At 69.6% G+C, this 13,973-nt stretch carries 17 protein-coding genes and 2 pseudogenes; 8 read left to right on the top strand and 11 right to left on the bottom strand.

What is annotated here, in order from left to right; genetic code table 11:
- Nucleotides 1-111: 111 nt before the first annotated feature.
- Together ACKI2N_RS12730 and ACKI2N_RS12725 are read right to left on the bottom strand one after the other, a co-directional pair.
- Nucleotides 112-252: a hypothetical protein gene (locus tag ACKI2N_RS12730; protein WP_420996331.1), complete on the bottom strand. Its 141-nt coding sequence runs from the start codon at nucleotides 250-252 to the stop codon at nucleotides 112-114.
- A gap of 116 nt (nucleotides 253-368) precedes the next feature.
- Nucleotides 369-1,127 (bottom strand): DeoR/GlpR family DNA-binding transcription regulator, encoded by a 759-nt coding sequence (locus tag ACKI2N_RS12725; protein ID WP_420996330.1) that lies wholly within the window; start codon nucleotides 1,125-1,127, stop codon nucleotides 369-371.
- A gap of 99 nt (nucleotides 1,128-1,226) precedes the next feature.
- Here ACKI2N_RS12725 and ACKI2N_RS12720 point away from each other — a divergent pair.
- Together ACKI2N_RS12720 and ACKI2N_RS12715 are read left to right on the top strand one after the other, a co-directional pair.
- Nucleotides 1,227-1,590, top strand: a pseudogene (locus tag ACKI2N_RS12720) (zinc-binding dehydrogenase); the annotation flags it as partial.
- Between the two features lie 8 nt (nucleotides 1,591-1,598).
- Nucleotides 1,599-1,706, top strand: a pseudogene (locus ACKI2N_RS12715) (AtzH-like domain-containing protein); the annotation flags it as partial.
- A gap of 23 nt (nucleotides 1,707-1,729) precedes the next feature.
- Here the strand turns inward: ACKI2N_RS12715 and ACKI2N_RS12710 are convergent.
- The 8 genes from ACKI2N_RS12710 to ACKI2N_RS12675 form a co-directional block, all read right to left on the bottom strand.
- Nucleotides 1,730-2,077 carry a hypothetical protein gene (locus ACKI2N_RS12710; RefSeq protein ID WP_420996329.1) on the bottom strand — a complete coding sequence of 116 codons (348 nt, stop codon included), beginning with the start codon at nucleotides 2,075-2,077 and terminating at the stop codon, nucleotides 1,730-1,732.
- Nucleotides 2,074-2,931, bottom strand: a complete 858-nt coding sequence (locus tag ACKI2N_RS12705) for a fumarylacetoacetate hydrolase family protein (protein ID WP_420996328.1) — start codon at nucleotides 2,929-2,931, stop codon at nucleotides 2,074-2,076. The genes ACKI2N_RS12710 and ACKI2N_RS12705 overlap by 4 nt, the downstream gene beginning before the upstream one ends.
- Entirely contained in the window at nucleotides 2,919-4,316 is a 1,398-nt protein-coding gene (locus tag ACKI2N_RS12700) for an MmgE/PrpD family protein (RefSeq protein WP_420996327.1), read from the bottom strand. Before ACKI2N_RS12700 ends, ACKI2N_RS12705 begins: the two co-directional genes overlap by 13 nt.
- Before the next feature lie 14 nt (nucleotides 4,317-4,330).
- A complete protein-coding gene (locus ACKI2N_RS12695; protein WP_420996326.1) occupies nucleotides 4,331-5,329 on the bottom strand; it encodes a tripartite tricarboxylate transporter substrate binding protein in 999 nt (332 codons plus the stop codon).
- A gap of 137 nt (nucleotides 5,330-5,466) precedes the next feature.
- Nucleotides 5,467-6,240, bottom strand: a complete 774-nt coding sequence (locus ACKI2N_RS12690) for an IclR family transcriptional regulator (RefSeq protein WP_420996325.1) — start codon at nucleotides 6,238-6,240, stop codon at nucleotides 5,467-5,469.
- A gap of 150 nt (nucleotides 6,241-6,390) precedes the next feature.
- Nucleotides 6,391-7,584 (bottom strand): acyl-CoA dehydrogenase family protein, encoded by a 1,194-nt coding sequence (locus ACKI2N_RS12685; RefSeq protein WP_420996324.1) that lies wholly within the window; start codon nucleotides 7,582-7,584, stop codon nucleotides 6,391-6,393.
- A gap of 78 nt (nucleotides 7,585-7,662) precedes the next feature.
- Nucleotides 7,663-8,466: an enoyl-CoA hydratase/isomerase family protein gene (locus tag ACKI2N_RS12680; protein WP_420996323.1), complete on the bottom strand. Its 804-nt coding sequence runs from the start codon at nucleotides 8,464-8,466 to the stop codon at nucleotides 7,663-7,665.
- Nucleotides 8,463-9,626, bottom strand: a complete 1,164-nt coding sequence (locus ACKI2N_RS12675) for a CaiB/BaiF CoA transferase family protein (protein ID WP_420996322.1) — start codon at nucleotides 9,624-9,626, stop codon at nucleotides 8,463-8,465. The genes ACKI2N_RS12680 and ACKI2N_RS12675 overlap by 4 nt, the downstream gene beginning before the upstream one ends.
- Nucleotides 9,627-9,931: 305 nt before the next feature.
- On the opposite strand from ACKI2N_RS12675, the gene ACKI2N_RS12670 reads away from it, so the two are divergent.
- The 6 genes from ACKI2N_RS12670 (at nucleotide 9,932) to ACKI2N_RS12645 (ending at nucleotide 12,953) form a co-directional block, all read left to right on the top strand.
- On the top strand, nucleotides 9,932-11,095 hold the full coding sequence (locus tag ACKI2N_RS12670) for a hydroxymethylglutaryl-CoA lyase (RefSeq protein ID WP_426989723.1): 1,164 nt from the start codon (nucleotides 9,932-9,934) through the stop codon (nucleotides 11,093-11,095).
- A gap of 205 nt (nucleotides 11,096-11,300) precedes the next feature.
- Nucleotides 11,301-11,672, top strand: coding sequence for a DUF5594 family protein (locus tag ACKI2N_RS12665; protein WP_420996320.1), 372 nt, complete (start codon nucleotides 11,301-11,303; stop codon nucleotides 11,670-11,672).
- Nucleotides 11,673-11,741: 69 nt separating this feature from the next.
- Entirely contained in the window at nucleotides 11,742-11,945 is a 204-nt protein-coding gene (locus tag ACKI2N_RS12660; RefSeq protein WP_420996319.1) for a hypothetical protein, read from the top strand.
- An 82-nt stretch (nucleotides 11,946-12,027) separates the two neighbouring features.
- The gene (locus ACKI2N_RS12655) at nucleotides 12,028-12,246 is read left to right on the top strand and encodes a hypothetical protein (RefSeq protein WP_420996318.1); all 219 of its coding nucleotides are present in this window, start codon (nucleotides 12,028-12,030) and stop codon (nucleotides 12,244-12,246) included.
- 95 nt (nucleotides 12,247-12,341) lie between these two features.
- Nucleotides 12,342-12,569, top strand: a complete 228-nt coding sequence (locus ACKI2N_RS12650; protein ID WP_420996317.1) for a hypothetical protein — start codon at nucleotides 12,342-12,344, stop codon at nucleotides 12,567-12,569.
- Nucleotides 12,570-12,659: 90 nt separating this feature from the next.
- Nucleotides 12,660-12,953, top strand: a complete 294-nt coding sequence (locus ACKI2N_RS12645; protein ID WP_420996316.1) for a hypothetical protein — start codon at nucleotides 12,660-12,662, stop codon at nucleotides 12,951-12,953.
- Nucleotides 12,954-13,578: 625 nt separating this feature from the next.
- Here the strand turns inward: ACKI2N_RS12645 and ACKI2N_RS12640 are convergent.
- Entirely contained in the window at nucleotides 13,579-13,965 is a 387-nt protein-coding gene (locus tag ACKI2N_RS12640; protein WP_420996315.1) for a hypothetical protein, read from the bottom strand.
- Nucleotides 13,966-13,973 lie beyond the last annotated feature (8 nt).

The raw sequence follows: 13,973 nt of genomic DNA, 5'->3' as shown, positions 1-13,973 counted from the left end.
TGTCATCGCCACCGCAGCCGCCCAGCAACAACACGATGCAGAGCGCACCAATGCCCAGCATGGATCGGCCTGTTTCTTGATGTGTAGGGATCGGTCTAGTCATGAGATTGGTCAGTTGCAGTCCGAGCACGAATCGTTGTGATGGGCTTCGTGGTCAATCGAGCGGCGCGCAATGCACGAGTCCTGCGACAACCGCGGGCGTACCTGGAGCAGGCTCGGCTGCGAGGGGAAAACCGTTCCGGTACGCTTCATGGGGTTCGTTTCCGACGCCGCGCGAGGGCGTTTGCATCTGGTATGTCCGTCGGTACGCCGGGCATGGCGGCACGCGGATCGTCGAGCGCGTTCCGGCATGCCGTGGCATTCGGCATTCAGCAAAGGTGCGTCTCCACGCCCGCGCGCTCGCAGAGCGCCTGCAGTTCCGCGGAGGCGTCGGCATCGGTGAAGAAGTGGTCGACCTGTTCGAGCCCCGCCACCCTGCAGGGCGCCTCGCGCAGGAACTTGCTGCTGTCGGCAAGGAGCAGCCTGCGATGGCTATGCGTGAGAAGGACCTGCGACAGTTCCGCTTCGTCCGGCTGGAATTCGTAAAGCGTGCCGTCGGCGCTCACGCCGCCTACCCCGCAGATCGCGAAGTGCGCGCGAAACCTGCGCAGGAAGTCGAGCGTGATGCTTCCCATCACGTCGCGGTCGGCTGGCCGCAGCTTGCCGCCGGCCACCCAGGTCTCTATCCCGGGTTTGTCGGCCAGGGCCCGTACGGCATCGATGTTGTTCGTCACCACGCGTAGCGGCCGGTCCGGAGGAAGGGCGCGCGCGAATTCCGCCACCGTCGTGCCATAGCCCAGAAAGATCGTCGCGTCGTCCTGCATGAGACCGACGGCCGCCTGCGCGATACGGCGCTTGCGTTCGATCTGGACATTGCTTCTTTGCAGGAAACTCTTGTTGTGCTGGTTCTTCGGCAGGCTCAGCCCGCCGTGCACGCGCCTGACCAGGCCTTGTTCATCGAGATCGTTGATGTCGCGACGGATCGTCTGGCTGCTGACGTTGAAGCGGTCGGCCAGTTGCTCCGTGCTCAGCCGGTCGACTTCGTGCAGCCAGTCGAGGATTTCCCGCTGTCGGCGGCTCAGTTCCATGTGTTCATTCGCTCAAGATTTATGTTCGAATGAAAATGTACTTGGTGAATGTGACGACAAAATGATATCTGCCACGAAAGCGCGGACAACGCCGTGCAGCCGGCCGGCTGGCAGGCCGCCGCATGCGACATTCAGCCCGAAGACATCGTGGCGGTCTGGGGGGCCGGCCCGGTCGGGCAGTTCGCGATACTCAGCGCGATCCTGATGGGCGCGAGCCAGGTAGTGGCGATCGACTCGTACCGGAGTGCCTTGCCATGGCGGAAATGCTTGGCGCCACGCCCCTGAACTTCGAATCGTCGAAGGTCGTCGAGGTGCTCAATGAGTGACCGGGGGCAACGGGCCGGACAAGTGCATCGATGCGGTGGGCCTGGAAGCCCACGCCACGGGATCGCTCGACTCGATGTATGACCGGATCAAGCAAACCGTGATGCTGGAGTCGGGTGCGCACGGGCTGGACCGGCCTGCCAGACCTTCCGCCGCGACGGCGAGGCGCGGGTCGGGCGGCAGACCCAGAGCTGGGTGCGGCATGCGCAGGGCTGGCGCGTGGTCGCCGCGCATGTCAGCTGGATGGATATGTGAATCCGGGGGAAGGGAGAATAGCCTCAGCGGCGGTGCGGCGCCGGCCGCCGCCGGATCCTGCCGGTGCGCCGCATGGCCGCCCAGAACAGCGCGTTGAGCGCGGACGAGCCGCGCGCCACGCGCATGCATTCCTGCTCGTACGCCATGTCCAGCAGCAGGCCGAACTCGGCCGCGCAGGCAAAGCAAACCACCTTCTGGCGCGCGTCGGTGCTGGCGATCCAGCTTTCCAGCACGCGCGACAGCGCCGCGCCGTAGTCGCCGTGGCCGCAGGCGGCGGCGCGCGCCGCGCGGCTGGCCTGCGCGCCGGACGCCCTGACCTCGCGCCGCAGCGCCGCCAGTTCGCTGGCGAGGGAGTCCCGCGCGCCGCTCACGCTTCGCGGCGTACCGGGTTGGACAGCGTGCCGACGCCGCCGACCTCGACCTCGACCACGTCGCCCGCGCGCATGAAGCGCGGCGGCTGGCGCTTGAAGCCGACGCCGCCGGGCGTGCCGGTCACGATCACGTCGCCGGGCTGCAGCGCGGTGAAGGTCGAGACATAGGCGATGAGTTCCGGGATCGGGAAGATCAGCATACTGGTGTCGGCCTGCTGCAGGACCTCGCCGTTGATGCGCGTCTCCAGCGTCAGCACGTCGCTCTCGCCGATCTCGGCGGTGTCGGCCAGCCAGGGCCCGAACGCGCCGGTGTCGGGGAAGTTCTTGCCCGGTGCCCATTGCGTGGTGTGAGCCTGCCAGTCGCGCACCGAGCCGTCGTTGTAGCAGGAAAAGCCGAGGACGTGCGAGAACGCCCGCTCGGGCGCGATGCGGCGCCCGCCGCGCCCGATCACGATGGCGATCTCGCCTTCGTAGTCGAAGCGCTCGCTCTCGCGCGGGATCACCAGCGGCTGGCCGTGCCCGGTCTGCGAGCCGGCCAGGCGCAGGAAGATGGTGGGAAACGCCGTCTCGGCGCGGCCGGCCTCGACGCGGTGCTCGTGATAGTTGAGGCCGGCGCAGAAGATCTGCCCCGGATCGGCCACCACCGGCCGGTACGCGCCGATGCCGTCGGCGCCGGCCAGCGGGAAATCGGCGCCGTGCCGCGCGGCCAGGTCGCGCAGCGCGTCGGCGCCGTGGGTGCGCAGCGCCGCGCCGAACTCGATGCCGCCGAGGCGGGCCGAAAGATCGACGACGCCGTCGCCGGCGAGCGCGCCGAAGCCCGCGGCCGTGCCGCGGGTAAAGCTCAGGAACCGCATGGGATCTCCGTTGATGAATCGTGATTTGCGTCCGGCAACTGCAGCACTTGCAGGCCGTTGGCGGACTGGTGTTCGAGCGACAGCAGTTGCGTGAAGAGCGCCTCGCCGCCCTGCGTGGCGCCGCCCGCGTGCAGGCAGTCGAGGAATTTCTCGCGCAGCATGGCGGCCGGCAACGGGCGCTGCGCGTGGCCGAGCGCGTGGTGGACCGGCTCGCTGGCATGCACGGCGCCGCCGCGGGTGCGCACCACTACCTGGTCGGCGAAGGCGGCGCCCGGCGTGTCGGGGTCGTAGGCAGCCGCGAACGAGACGTGCACGCGCGCGAACAGGTCCTGCACCGGCGCGCTGCGCACGAAGCCGTCGTCGAGCTGCGCCATGCCGACCTTGCCCGCGACCAGCGCCGAGGCCATCGCGAACTCGATGCTGAACTTGGCCGCCAGCGCATCCCCGGGGCGGTGATTGCGCAGCACGGTGGCGTGCTCGCGGCTCATGGTCACCTCGACGCTCGCCACTTCGCCCGCGTCGACCGGCTGGCGCGCGAGCAGCGCGAGCAGCGCGTCGATGGCGCGGTGCGTGTAGTAGCAGGTCGGGTATTTCTTGAGGTTGAGGCCGCGCGCCTCGATCCGCCATTGCCGCCCGAGCGTGTCGGCCGGGCTTTCCCGGTCGACGTTCCCGGCCGGGGAAATCGCCGCCAGGAAGCCCTGCGGGTGTTCGAGCGCGTCGGGCGAGGCGGTGAAGCCAGCCGCGGCCAGGCGCGCCGACAGCACGCCGGCCTGCGCCGCGCGCCCGGCGTGGAACGGCTTGGCCATCGAGCCGAAGTTGGACATCAGCCCGGCGCTTTGCGACGCGGCCAGGCCCAGCGCGTGGCTGGCCCGCCGCGCGTCGAGTCCCAGCAGGCAGGCGCATGCGGCCGCCGCGCCCACGGCGCCGAACACGCCGGTCGGATGCCAGCCCTTCATATGGTGGATGCCGGACTCGCGGTCGACCAGTTCGCCCCAGGTCTCGAAGCCGGCCACGTAGGCGTCCAGCATGGCGCGGCCCGTGGCGCCGCGCTCCTGCGCCAGCGCCACGATGGCGGGCATCAGCACTGCGCTGGGATGGCCGCGCAGCGACACGTCGTCGAAGTCGAGCGCGTGCGCGGCCATGCCGTTGAGCAGCGCCGCGTCGGCGGCGCCGGCCTGCGCGTCGCCGAACCACAGCCGCGCCGGCCCGCCGGCCAGCGGCGAGAGCGCGGCATGGGCGGTGCGCACCGCGTCCTCGCGCCGGCCGGCGATCATGGTCGCGATGCTGTCGATGAAGCCGGTCTTCGCCACCGCGTGCGTGGCCGGCGGCGCGCCGCGCGCGGCCACGCCGGCGACGAATTCGCCGAGTTCTTGCGTCAATGCCATGATGGCTCCCCGCCTCAGTCGAGCTTGACGTCGGCCTTCTTCACCACGGCCGCCCACTTGGCGGTCTCGCTGCGGATCATCGCGCCGAATGCCTCGGGCGTCTTGGGGTCGATCTCCACGCCTTGCGTGCCGAACTTCTCCTTCAGGTCGGCCGACTGCAGCGCGGCGTTGACCGCCGTATTGAGCTGCTTGACGATGTCGCGCGGCGTGCCAGCCGGCGCCACGATGCCGTTCCAGCCGATCGCCTCGAAGCCGGGCACGCCGGCCTCGGCGATGGTCGGCACGTCGGGCAGCGCCTGGATGCGCTTGGCGGTGGTGACCGCGATCGGGCGCACCTTCTCGGCGCGCAGCAGCTGCAGCGCGGGCTCGATGCTGCTGAAGGCGAGGTTGACCTGCCCGGCCATCAGGTCGGTCAGCGCGGGCGAGCTGCCCTTGTAGGGCACGTGCAGCATCGCCGTGTTGGTCATCTGCTCGAACAGCTCGCCGGCCAGGTGGGCGGGACTGCCGGCGCCGTAGGAGGCGAACGTGATGGCGCCGGGCTTGGCCTTGGCCGCGGCGATCATGTCATGCACGGTGCGCACCGGGTAGGCGTTGTTGGCCAGCACGATCAGCGGCACGCGCGCCACGAACGCCACCGGCGTGAAGTTCTTCTCGGCCGAATAGTTCAGCTTGTAGAGGCTCGGGTTGATGGCGAACGAGCTGGCCACGTAGAGCAGCGTGTAGCCGTCGGCGGGCTGGCGCGCCACGATCTCGGTGGCCAGCGAGGTGTTGGCGCCCGGGCGGTTGTCGATGATGATGGTCTGGCCCAGGTTCTCGCCCACCTTGGCCGCCACCAGCCGCGCCAGCGAGTCGGCGCCGCCGCCGGGCGGGTAGGGCACCACCAGCCGGATCGGCTGGCGGGGATAGTTGCCGCTCTGCGCCTGAGCGGCGCCCGGCAGCGCGAGCAGGGCCGCGCCGAGGGCGAGGCCGAGCCGCAGGAATCGGAGGGCCCGGGTCGGGTGCGTGCGTGTCATGGTGTCTCCTTGCATTGATGCCGCTTCCACTGCTTCCGACGACGCGACCCTTGCAAGCGGCAAGACAAAGGCGCGGCCGGCGCGGGCGGTCCTGCCCGCGCGGGTCGGATTCCGGCCTCGGCCGGCGTTCTGTGAAATCAGGTGCCGAACAGGAAGCGGCGGATCGCGTCGTGCATCGCCGCCAGCGTCGGTTCGCGCAGCGCTTCGAGCTTGCTGGTGGGCAGCACCACGCTGATGGACAGCGGCACGTCCCAGCCCTGCGAGGGAATCAGCATCGCCACGGCGGAATTGCCGCGCAGCACGCCGTCCACGCTCTCGGCGAATCCGGTGCGCCGGCTGGTTTCCAGCTCGGCCCACAGCGTCTCGAAATCGACGGGTTCTTCGTAATCGGTCTCCACCGCGTTGATATGGCGCACCAGCCGCTGCACCTCGTCGCGCGTCTTGGTGCTGAGCAGCATCTTGCCCACCGCCGAGCGGCACAGCGGGCGCAGCTGGCCCGGCAGCAGGTCCAGGTTGACCGGCCGCCCGGCTTCCGTGCGCACGTACTGCACCTGCAGTCCGTTCTGCATGCCCAGCCGCACGATGCGCCCGGTAGCCGTGGCAATCGCCTCGACCATGCGCCCGAGGTTCTCGCCGTGGCGGAAATGGTGCTGCATCCACATGCCGAGGAACATCACGCGCGCGGTCGGAAAATAGGTCCGGTCGGCGCGCTGGTGGGTCAGGTAGCCGCGCTGCGCGAGCTGGTTCAGCAGCACCGAGGTGCTCGACTGCGGATAGCCGAGCCGGGCCGCCACGGTGCCCACGGTCAGCGGGCGCTGTTCGATCGAGAACAGCTCCAGCACCTCGAGCGAGCGGCTGAACGAGCCCGCGCCGTCGCGCATCTTCTTCTCCTGGCTGTCAGGTCCTGCCATGTCTGCGTTCCATGTTCCCGTTCCTGCCTTGTCCCCGTCCTTGTCCCCGTCCTGGTTCCCACCCCGGTTCCCGTTCCTGTCCTGCGTGCGCGGCGGCCGGGTCTGGTGCCCGCCCGGTCCCGCCGCGCGCGGTGCGCGCCGTCAGCGCCGTCAGTAGGAGCGCGGCAGCCCGAGCACGTGCTGGGCGACGTTGGCGAGGATCAGGTTGGTCGATACCGGCGCGATCCGCGCCAGGCGCGCCTCGCGCCATTTGCGCTCGATGTTGTATTCGCGCGCGAAGCCGAAGCCGCCGTGCGTCTGCATGCATGCCTCGGCCGCGTTCCACAGGCACTCCGCGGCGAGGTAGCGCGCCATGTTGGCCTCCGAGCCGCACGGCAGGCCGGCCTCGAACAGCGCGGTGGCGCGGCGGATCATCAGGTCGGCCGCCTCGGACTGGATGTGCGCCTGCGCGATCGGGAACTGGATCGCCTGGTTGGCGCCGATCGGGCGGTTGAACACCTTGCGCTCCTTGGCATAGGCGGTGGCGGTGCGCACGAACCAGCGCGTCGAGCCGAGCGCCTCGGCGGCGGTGATCATGCGCTCGGCGTTCATGCCGTCGAGGATGTAGCGGAAGCCCTTGCCTTCTTCGCCGACCAGGCTGTCCGCGGGGATCTCGAGGTCCTGGAAGAAGACTTCGGTGGCGTGGTGGTTGACCATGGTCGGGATCGGGCGGATGTCGAGGCCCTTGCCGAGCGAGGTGCGGATGTCGATCAGGAAGGTCGAGATGCCCTCGACCTTGTTCTTGACCTCGCTGGCCGGCGTGGTGCGCGCCAGCACCAGCATCAGGTCCGAATGCAGCGCGCGCGAGGTCCACACCTTCTGGCCGTTGAGCACGTAGCCGCTGGCGGTGCGCGTGGCGCGCGTCTTCAGTTGCGTGGTGTCGGAGCCGGTGGTCGGCTCGGTCACGCCGAAGGCCTGCAGGCGCAGCTTGCCGGCCGCGATCTGCGGCAGGTACTTGCGCTTCTGCTCGGGGCTGCCGTGGCGCAGGATCGTGCCCATGATGTACATCTGCGCGTGGCCGGCGGCGGCGTGGCAGCCGGCCGCGCAGATTTCTTCCATGATGACCGCGGCCGCGCGCAGCGGCATGCCGGTGCCGCCGTATTCCTCCGGAATCAGGGCGGCGAGGAAGCCGGCCTCGGTCAGCGCCTCGATGAACTTGGTGGGATAGGCTTCCGCCTCGTCGATCTGGCGCCAGTAGGTGTCGGGGAAGTCGGCGCATACGCGGCGCACGGCTTCGCGGATCTCCTTGTAGTCTTCGCCAAGCTCAAGCGTGACGGCGTGGTCGTTCGGCTGTACGTCTTGCATCGTGTCGTCTCTCTCTTTCTGTCTTGCGCTTTCACATTCTTCGGCATGTTCCGGTGCGCGCGGGCGCGCACCGGCGCATCAGCGCCCGGTGAACACGGGCTTGCGCTTTTCCTGGAAGGCCTTCACGCCTTCGCGCCGGTCTTCGGTGCCGACCAGCCTGTTATACGCCTCCACCTCGAACTGCAGCGCGCTGCGGATGTCGAGCTGCAGGCCGGTGCGGATCGACTTCTTGGCCTGGCGGATCGACAGCGGCGCGTTCTGCGCGATGCGCGCGGCGGTCGCCAGCGCGGCCTGCAGCATGGACGGCGCATCGTCGAACAGCTCGTTGACCATGCCCCACTCGCGTGCCTGCTCGGCCGAGAACGGCAGGCCCGTCAGGATGATCTCCATCGCGCGCGGCTGGCCGACCACGCGCGGCAGGTATTGCGTGCCGCCCGAGCCGGGCATGATGCCGAGCGTGACCTCGGTCAGCGCGAAACGCGCCGAGCGCACGGCGTAGGCGAAGTCGCACGCGAGCACGGTCTCGCAGCCGCCCGCGTAGGCATGCCCGTTGACGGCGGCGATGACCGGCACCGGGCATTCGATCAGGCCGCGCCGGCTGGCCTCGAAGATGGCGTGCTGCTGCTGCCATTGCTCGTTGGTCATGCCGTTGCGTTCCTTGAGGTCGCCGCCGGCGCTGAAGGCGCGGCCGGCGCCGGTCAGGATGACGCAATGCACGCCGCTGCCGGGCGCCGCCACGCGCGCCCACATGTCGCGCATCTCGCGCCCCATCTGCGTGTTGGTGGCGTTGCTCGCCTGCGGGCGGTTCAGCGTCACCACCAGCGTGCCGTTGTCGGACAGCGCGGTCTCGATGGTTTCGTAGGTTTCGTGGGTTGCGGTCATGCGCGGTCCTCTTCGCCGGCGGGGTTGTCCAGCACGTCGCCGGTATGCGCGCCGAGCCGCGGCGCGGCGCTGTGGTAGGCGGTTCGCTTGCCGTCGAACCGCAGTGGCAGGCCGACGGTCGGCATCGAGCCTTCGGGGCCGGCCTGGATCATGCCGAGCGCCTGCGTCTGCGGATCGTCGACGACCTGCTCGATGGTCTGCACCGGCGCGTTCGGCACGCCGTGGGCGTCGAGCAGCGCGCCGAGGCTGGCGTTGGTGTGCGCGAGCGCGCGCGCCTCGAGCACGGGGATCAGCGCGTCCTTGTTCTGCACGCGGCCGCGGTTGGTGCGGAAGCGCTCGTCGCCGGCCAGCTCGGGCAGGTCCAGCGCGCCGGCCAGCTTGGCGAACAGCTTGTCGTTGCCGGCGCCGATCACCAGCCAGCCGTCCTGGGTGCGGAAGGCCTGGTAGGGCACGATGCCGGCCGCGCCGGAGCCCTGCGGCTGCTGCGGGCCGCCTTTCATCAGCGCGCGCGTGACCGGTACCGTGGTCCAGGCCAGCGCCGTTTCGAACAGCGAGGTCTCGACCAGGCCGCCCAGGCCGGTGCGCTCGCGCTCGAGCAGCGCGGACAGCATGCCGACCGCGCCCCACAGGCCGGCGCCCATGTCGATGATCGACACGCCGACGCGGATCGGCGGGCGCTCGGCGCTTTCGCCGGTGATGCTCATCATGCCGCCGTAGGCCTGCATCAGCGGGTCGTAGCCGGGCTTGTGCGACATCGGCCCGCCGCTGCCGAAGGCGCCGATCTCGCAATAGACCAGCGCGGGATTCTCTTCCAGCAGCGAGGCCGGGCCGACGCCGAACTGGTCGGCCACGCCGGCGCGCAGGTTGCAGATGACGCCGTCGGCCTCTTCCAGGATCAGGCGGCGCAGCGCTTCGCGCTGCGTGTCGTCGGCCAGGTCGATGGCGGCGCTGCGCTTGTTGCGGTTCATGGCGACGAAGTGCGGCCCGGCCTCGTCGAAGAACGGGGGGCCCCAGCCGCGCGCATGGTCGCCCGCGCCGGGGTTTTCCACCTTGATGACAGTGGCGCCGAGGTTGGCGAGGATCAGCCCCGTGTAGGGCGCGGCCACGCTGTGGCCGATCTCGACAATCGTGTAGCCGGATAAGGGTTGGTTGCTTGGCATCGTGAGTCGTTTCCGGGGGCATGCCGCGACGGCGGGCATGGCAGGACAAGTTCGAGGGCCAGAATAGCCACCGCGTTGCGGCGTCGCAAGCATTCGGCGGCCAGCCGGGCGCGATATCACGCTGGTGATATTTGCGGCCGGCCGGCGGCGCGGCGCGCACATATCAGCGGGCGGATATCGGCGGGCAGCACCGTTCCATGCGTTGCCAGCGCGTGCGCGGATGCCTAGCATGCAGGCATCGCGCGCCGCTTCGCCAGCCCGCCGGCTGCCCTGCGGCGCGCCCATCCTGCCCACATTGAATCCGCATGACGACTTATCCCCGCTCCGTCCACATCATCGAAGTCGGCCCGCGCGACGGCCTGCAGATCGAGCCGAAGGTGCTCACCGTCGCCGAGAAGCTCGAGCTCATCGCGGCGCTGGCCGCCGCCGGCCTGCGCGAGATCGAGGTCGGGTCGTTCGTCAAGCCGGACGCGGTGCCGCAGATGGCGAACTCGGCCGAGGTGATCGCCGCGCTACCCGACATCCCCGGCATGACGTGGCGCGCCTTGTGGCTGAATACGCGCGGCCTGGAACGCGCGCGCGCCAGCGGCCGGATCGCGATGGAAGGCCGCCTGACGATCACGGCCAGCGAGACCTTCATCCGGCGCAATACCAACCGCGGCATCGAGGATGCCTTCGCGGACATGCCGCGCTGGATCGAGGCCTACCGCGCGGCCGGCATGGTGCCGGACAGCCTCGGCGTGATGGCGGCGTTCGGCTGCAACTTCGAGGGCGACGTGCCCGTGGAGCACGTGGTCGGCCTGATCGAGCGCACCGCCCAGCTGCTGGCCGAGCACGGCAGCCGCCTTGCCGCGCTGCGGCTTGCGGACACCATGGGCTGGGCCAATCCGCTGCACGTGCGGCGCCTGGTCGGCGCGGTGCGCGAGCGCTGGCCCGAGGTCGAGATCAAGCTCCACCTGCACGACACGCGCGGCGCGGCGCTGGCCAATGCCGTGGCGGCGCTGGAGATGGGCGTGCGCCAGTTCGACGCCGCCATCGGCGGCCTGGGCGGTTGCCCGTTCGCCGGCTTCGGCAGCGCCAGCGGCGGCGTGCCGCCGGCGGTGGGCAACGTCTGCACCGAGGACCTGGTGGCGCTGTGCGAGGAGATGGGCATCGAGACCGGCCTGGATCTCGACAAGCTGGTCGCGGCCGCGCAGCTGGCCGAGCAACTGGTCGGCCATGCCTTGCCCGGCAAGGTCATGAAGGGCGGCTCGCTGGAGCGGCTGCGCCGGCGCCGGGCGTGGCGAATAAAAAGAGGCAGCAAAAAGGCACCTTCGCGAAGTGTCTCCGAAGGAGCCTGCGAAGGTGCCTGGTTTCCTGCCGGTGTTGCTTGTGCCGCGCCGCGCCAGCCAGGCCGCGCGAGCCAGGGAAAGGGGATCCGAACCGGGTCCGCAAACGCGCTGGGGTCCGGTTCGGACGTGCAGGCCTGAATCGGCTTGCTCGGCCTCGCCGCCTTGCCGGCCAGCGGGCCATTCTGCGACCTACCTTCGCTTTGCTACGGCGTGTCTCAGTCGGCAGGACTTCAGTATAGGCCGGCAGCCGCAAGGGTCAACCGGAGTTTCGGCCGGTGCCGGGGGCGCCGGCGCCCCCGGTCCTGCGTGCTACGATCCCGGTAAAAACCGGGAAGAGACAAACGTGAGTCATGACATTGCGGCACGCTTCGATGCCGAGTTCGCCCCCCGCATCGCCGAGGCGCTCGCCGGGCTGTTCCGGCACCGCGTCCACGTCGAGCTGGTGCGCGGCGAGAGTCCCGCGCGGGTCCATATCCACGGCGAGCCGCTCGAGGGGGCGCGGCGCTTCGCGCATCCGCTGAATATCTACCTGTCCTGGGACGGCCTCGAGATCGGGGCTCTGTTCGCGGCCGGCGGCGAAGAGAAATTCGCGCAGTACCTGGCGGCCTTGCCGGGCAAGCTGCGCGCGTGGCAGGCGCCGCGGCAGATCGATTTCGGCACGCGCTCGCAGGCCGATGCCACGGTGCTGCTGGGCGGCCTGGACTTCGAGCATTGAGCCGCGCGCCGCTGCCGCCGGGCGCGCGCTCGTGCTACAGTGGCCCGATGCGTTCTCCGGAGGAGCATCATGTCCAAGGATTCCACGCCGCATCTGCAGGCCTTCGTCCAGACCGCGCCGCAGGCCGGGCGTTACGTATGGGTGATCACGCTGGTCGATTTCGATGCGCGCCTGGTCAGGCGCAATATCGTTTCCGACGATACCTTCACCACTTCGGACGCCGCGCGCGTGGCTGGCGATGCCCAGCTCAAAGCGATGGCGGCAGACAAATAGCGGCCGTCCGCGATACGGGCAATCGTGCCCGCATCGGTCGCGCCGGCCGCATCGGCCACGCGCACTGGGCGCGGGAGCGACGATGATTCTTTGCGACGCGTGCGCGCAGATCCGGCCCGGCTCGACCGGCGGCACCGGGCATCCGCGGCTATTGCTGACCGATACGCAGCGCATCAAGCCGCGCGGGGAGCCCGCGATCACCTTCGCCACCTATACCTGCGCGGACTGCGGCTGCCGCTGGCGCCACGAGAGCGACAAGAACGGCAAGGGGCCGGGCTGGTCCATGGAGCCGGCCGGCTGAGCGGCCGGTCGCGCGCCCATCGGGCCGTCGATCCGTCGAGCCATTGAGGCACTTGCGGGCCATGCTACGATCCGGACAACGTATCGGAGGCGAAGATGGCAAAGCACGTGTTCACCCGCAGCCAGTACTTGGCGATCCTCAATGAAAGCCTGAAGAACGATCCGCGCTGGCAGCCCGGCATGGCCTTCGTGTTCCTGCCGCCCGGCGCTAGCGCGGCCGATGCGAGCGGGGTGGGTTGCACGGGTCCCGATGCCGCGCTGCCCGTGTACGTGGAGATCGAGCGCGTGGCGGCCGAGCTGATCGAGGTACGGGGCGAGGAATAGCGTTGCCGCCGCGGGCTCGGGGGCTGCCGCCGGTGGCCGGCGCGGACCTGCGTACAATACCGCCCCAGACTGACTCTAGCGGAACAAGCCGTGAAAAAGACCGACCTCGAAAAGAACAAAGGGCTGAAGCTCGCCAACAGCCTGAAGCATAGTGCCGCCGTGCGCGCCGCGCGCGAAGGCGCCCAGCCGAAAGTCGATCGCCGCGAGCAGCGCCGCCTCGACCAGGAGCAGGGCCTGGTGCCGTTCGCATGCAAGCTCGACGGCGAACTGGTCAAGCGCCTGCAGACGCTGGCGGTGGATCACCCGGGCGGCATGAGCGCCCTGCTGAAGGAAGCGCTGGAGCGCGGGCTGCCGCAGCAGGCTGCGGCGGCCGCTTCGGCCTGATGCGGTTGCGCGGCGCTTGCCGCACGCGCCGGGTGGTGTGATGCATTGATCGCGCCTGGCCGTCGGCTGGCAAGGCGGCAAGTGGCTGCCGACAAGCAGAAAGAAGAACGCCCGCTGGGATCCCAGCGGGCGTTTTCGTTTCAGGCAGGCCGCGCGGCGCCTGCGGGGGCCCGGTGCCGCCCTCCAGCCGGGCAGCCGGTCGGGCAGCTGCGCGTCAATGCACGAACAGCCAGATCAGCAGCAGCACGAAGGCCGGGACACCGAGCAGCCAGGCGAGAATGTAGGGCATGATTTCCTTCCTTTCTTTCGCTGTTTTCCACGGTTCCACTATAGGGAGCGGGCCTTGTGCGCGGTGTCCGGCGGTCTCCCCTTGCCATGTAGGACGGGGCTGACCTGCCCGGCGGCGGAGAAATGGCCGGCGGAGGCAGCCGCCATGCGGCGCAAGCCGGTGCGGTGGCGGCGAAGGGGCGGTGCGGGAAGATGAGGCGGGAAGTGGGAGGCGGGAAGCGGGAGGTGGGAAGCGGGACGGGAGGCGGGACGGGAGGCGGGGCCAGGGCAATGACGGCGCGGCGGCCGTCATTGCGGGATTCGGCAAAAGACCGTTGGCGCAGCGGGGCCGGGGTCCTCAGTCTTCCTCGCCTTCTTCCGATTCGAGGAAATCGCGGCGCAGCAGCCAGTTCGTGATGGCTTCGTCGCAGACCTTCTTGAGCTTGTTCTTGTCCGGCAGGCTGTCGAACAGCTCGAAGTTCACCAGCGCCAGCCCGGCGTCGGTGATGTAGAACAGGCGGCCCGGCTCGTCGTAGTGCACGATGCGCCCGTCGATGCCGTTTTCCTCGCTGTCGGCCGGCATGTCTTCCAGCTCGACTACCCGGCAGGTGAAGCGCGGGGCGCGGGTGTGGGTCAGATATTCAAACTCGTCATGCATCACCTCGCCGCCCTTGGGCGTGAAGATGGCGAAGCCCCAGATGAAGCGGGGCATCGGCAGATCGGACAGATCGTCAATCTCGTCCATGGTGTTCT

Origin of the sequence: Cupriavidus sp. 30B13 (assembly GCF_049059565.2) — a bacterium.
GTDB lineage: Bacteria > Pseudomonadota > Gammaproteobacteria > Burkholderiales > Burkholderiaceae > Cupriavidus.
The sequence above is the reverse complement of the archived record's forward strand: the minus strand, read 5'-3'. Positions and strand labels throughout refer to the sequence as shown.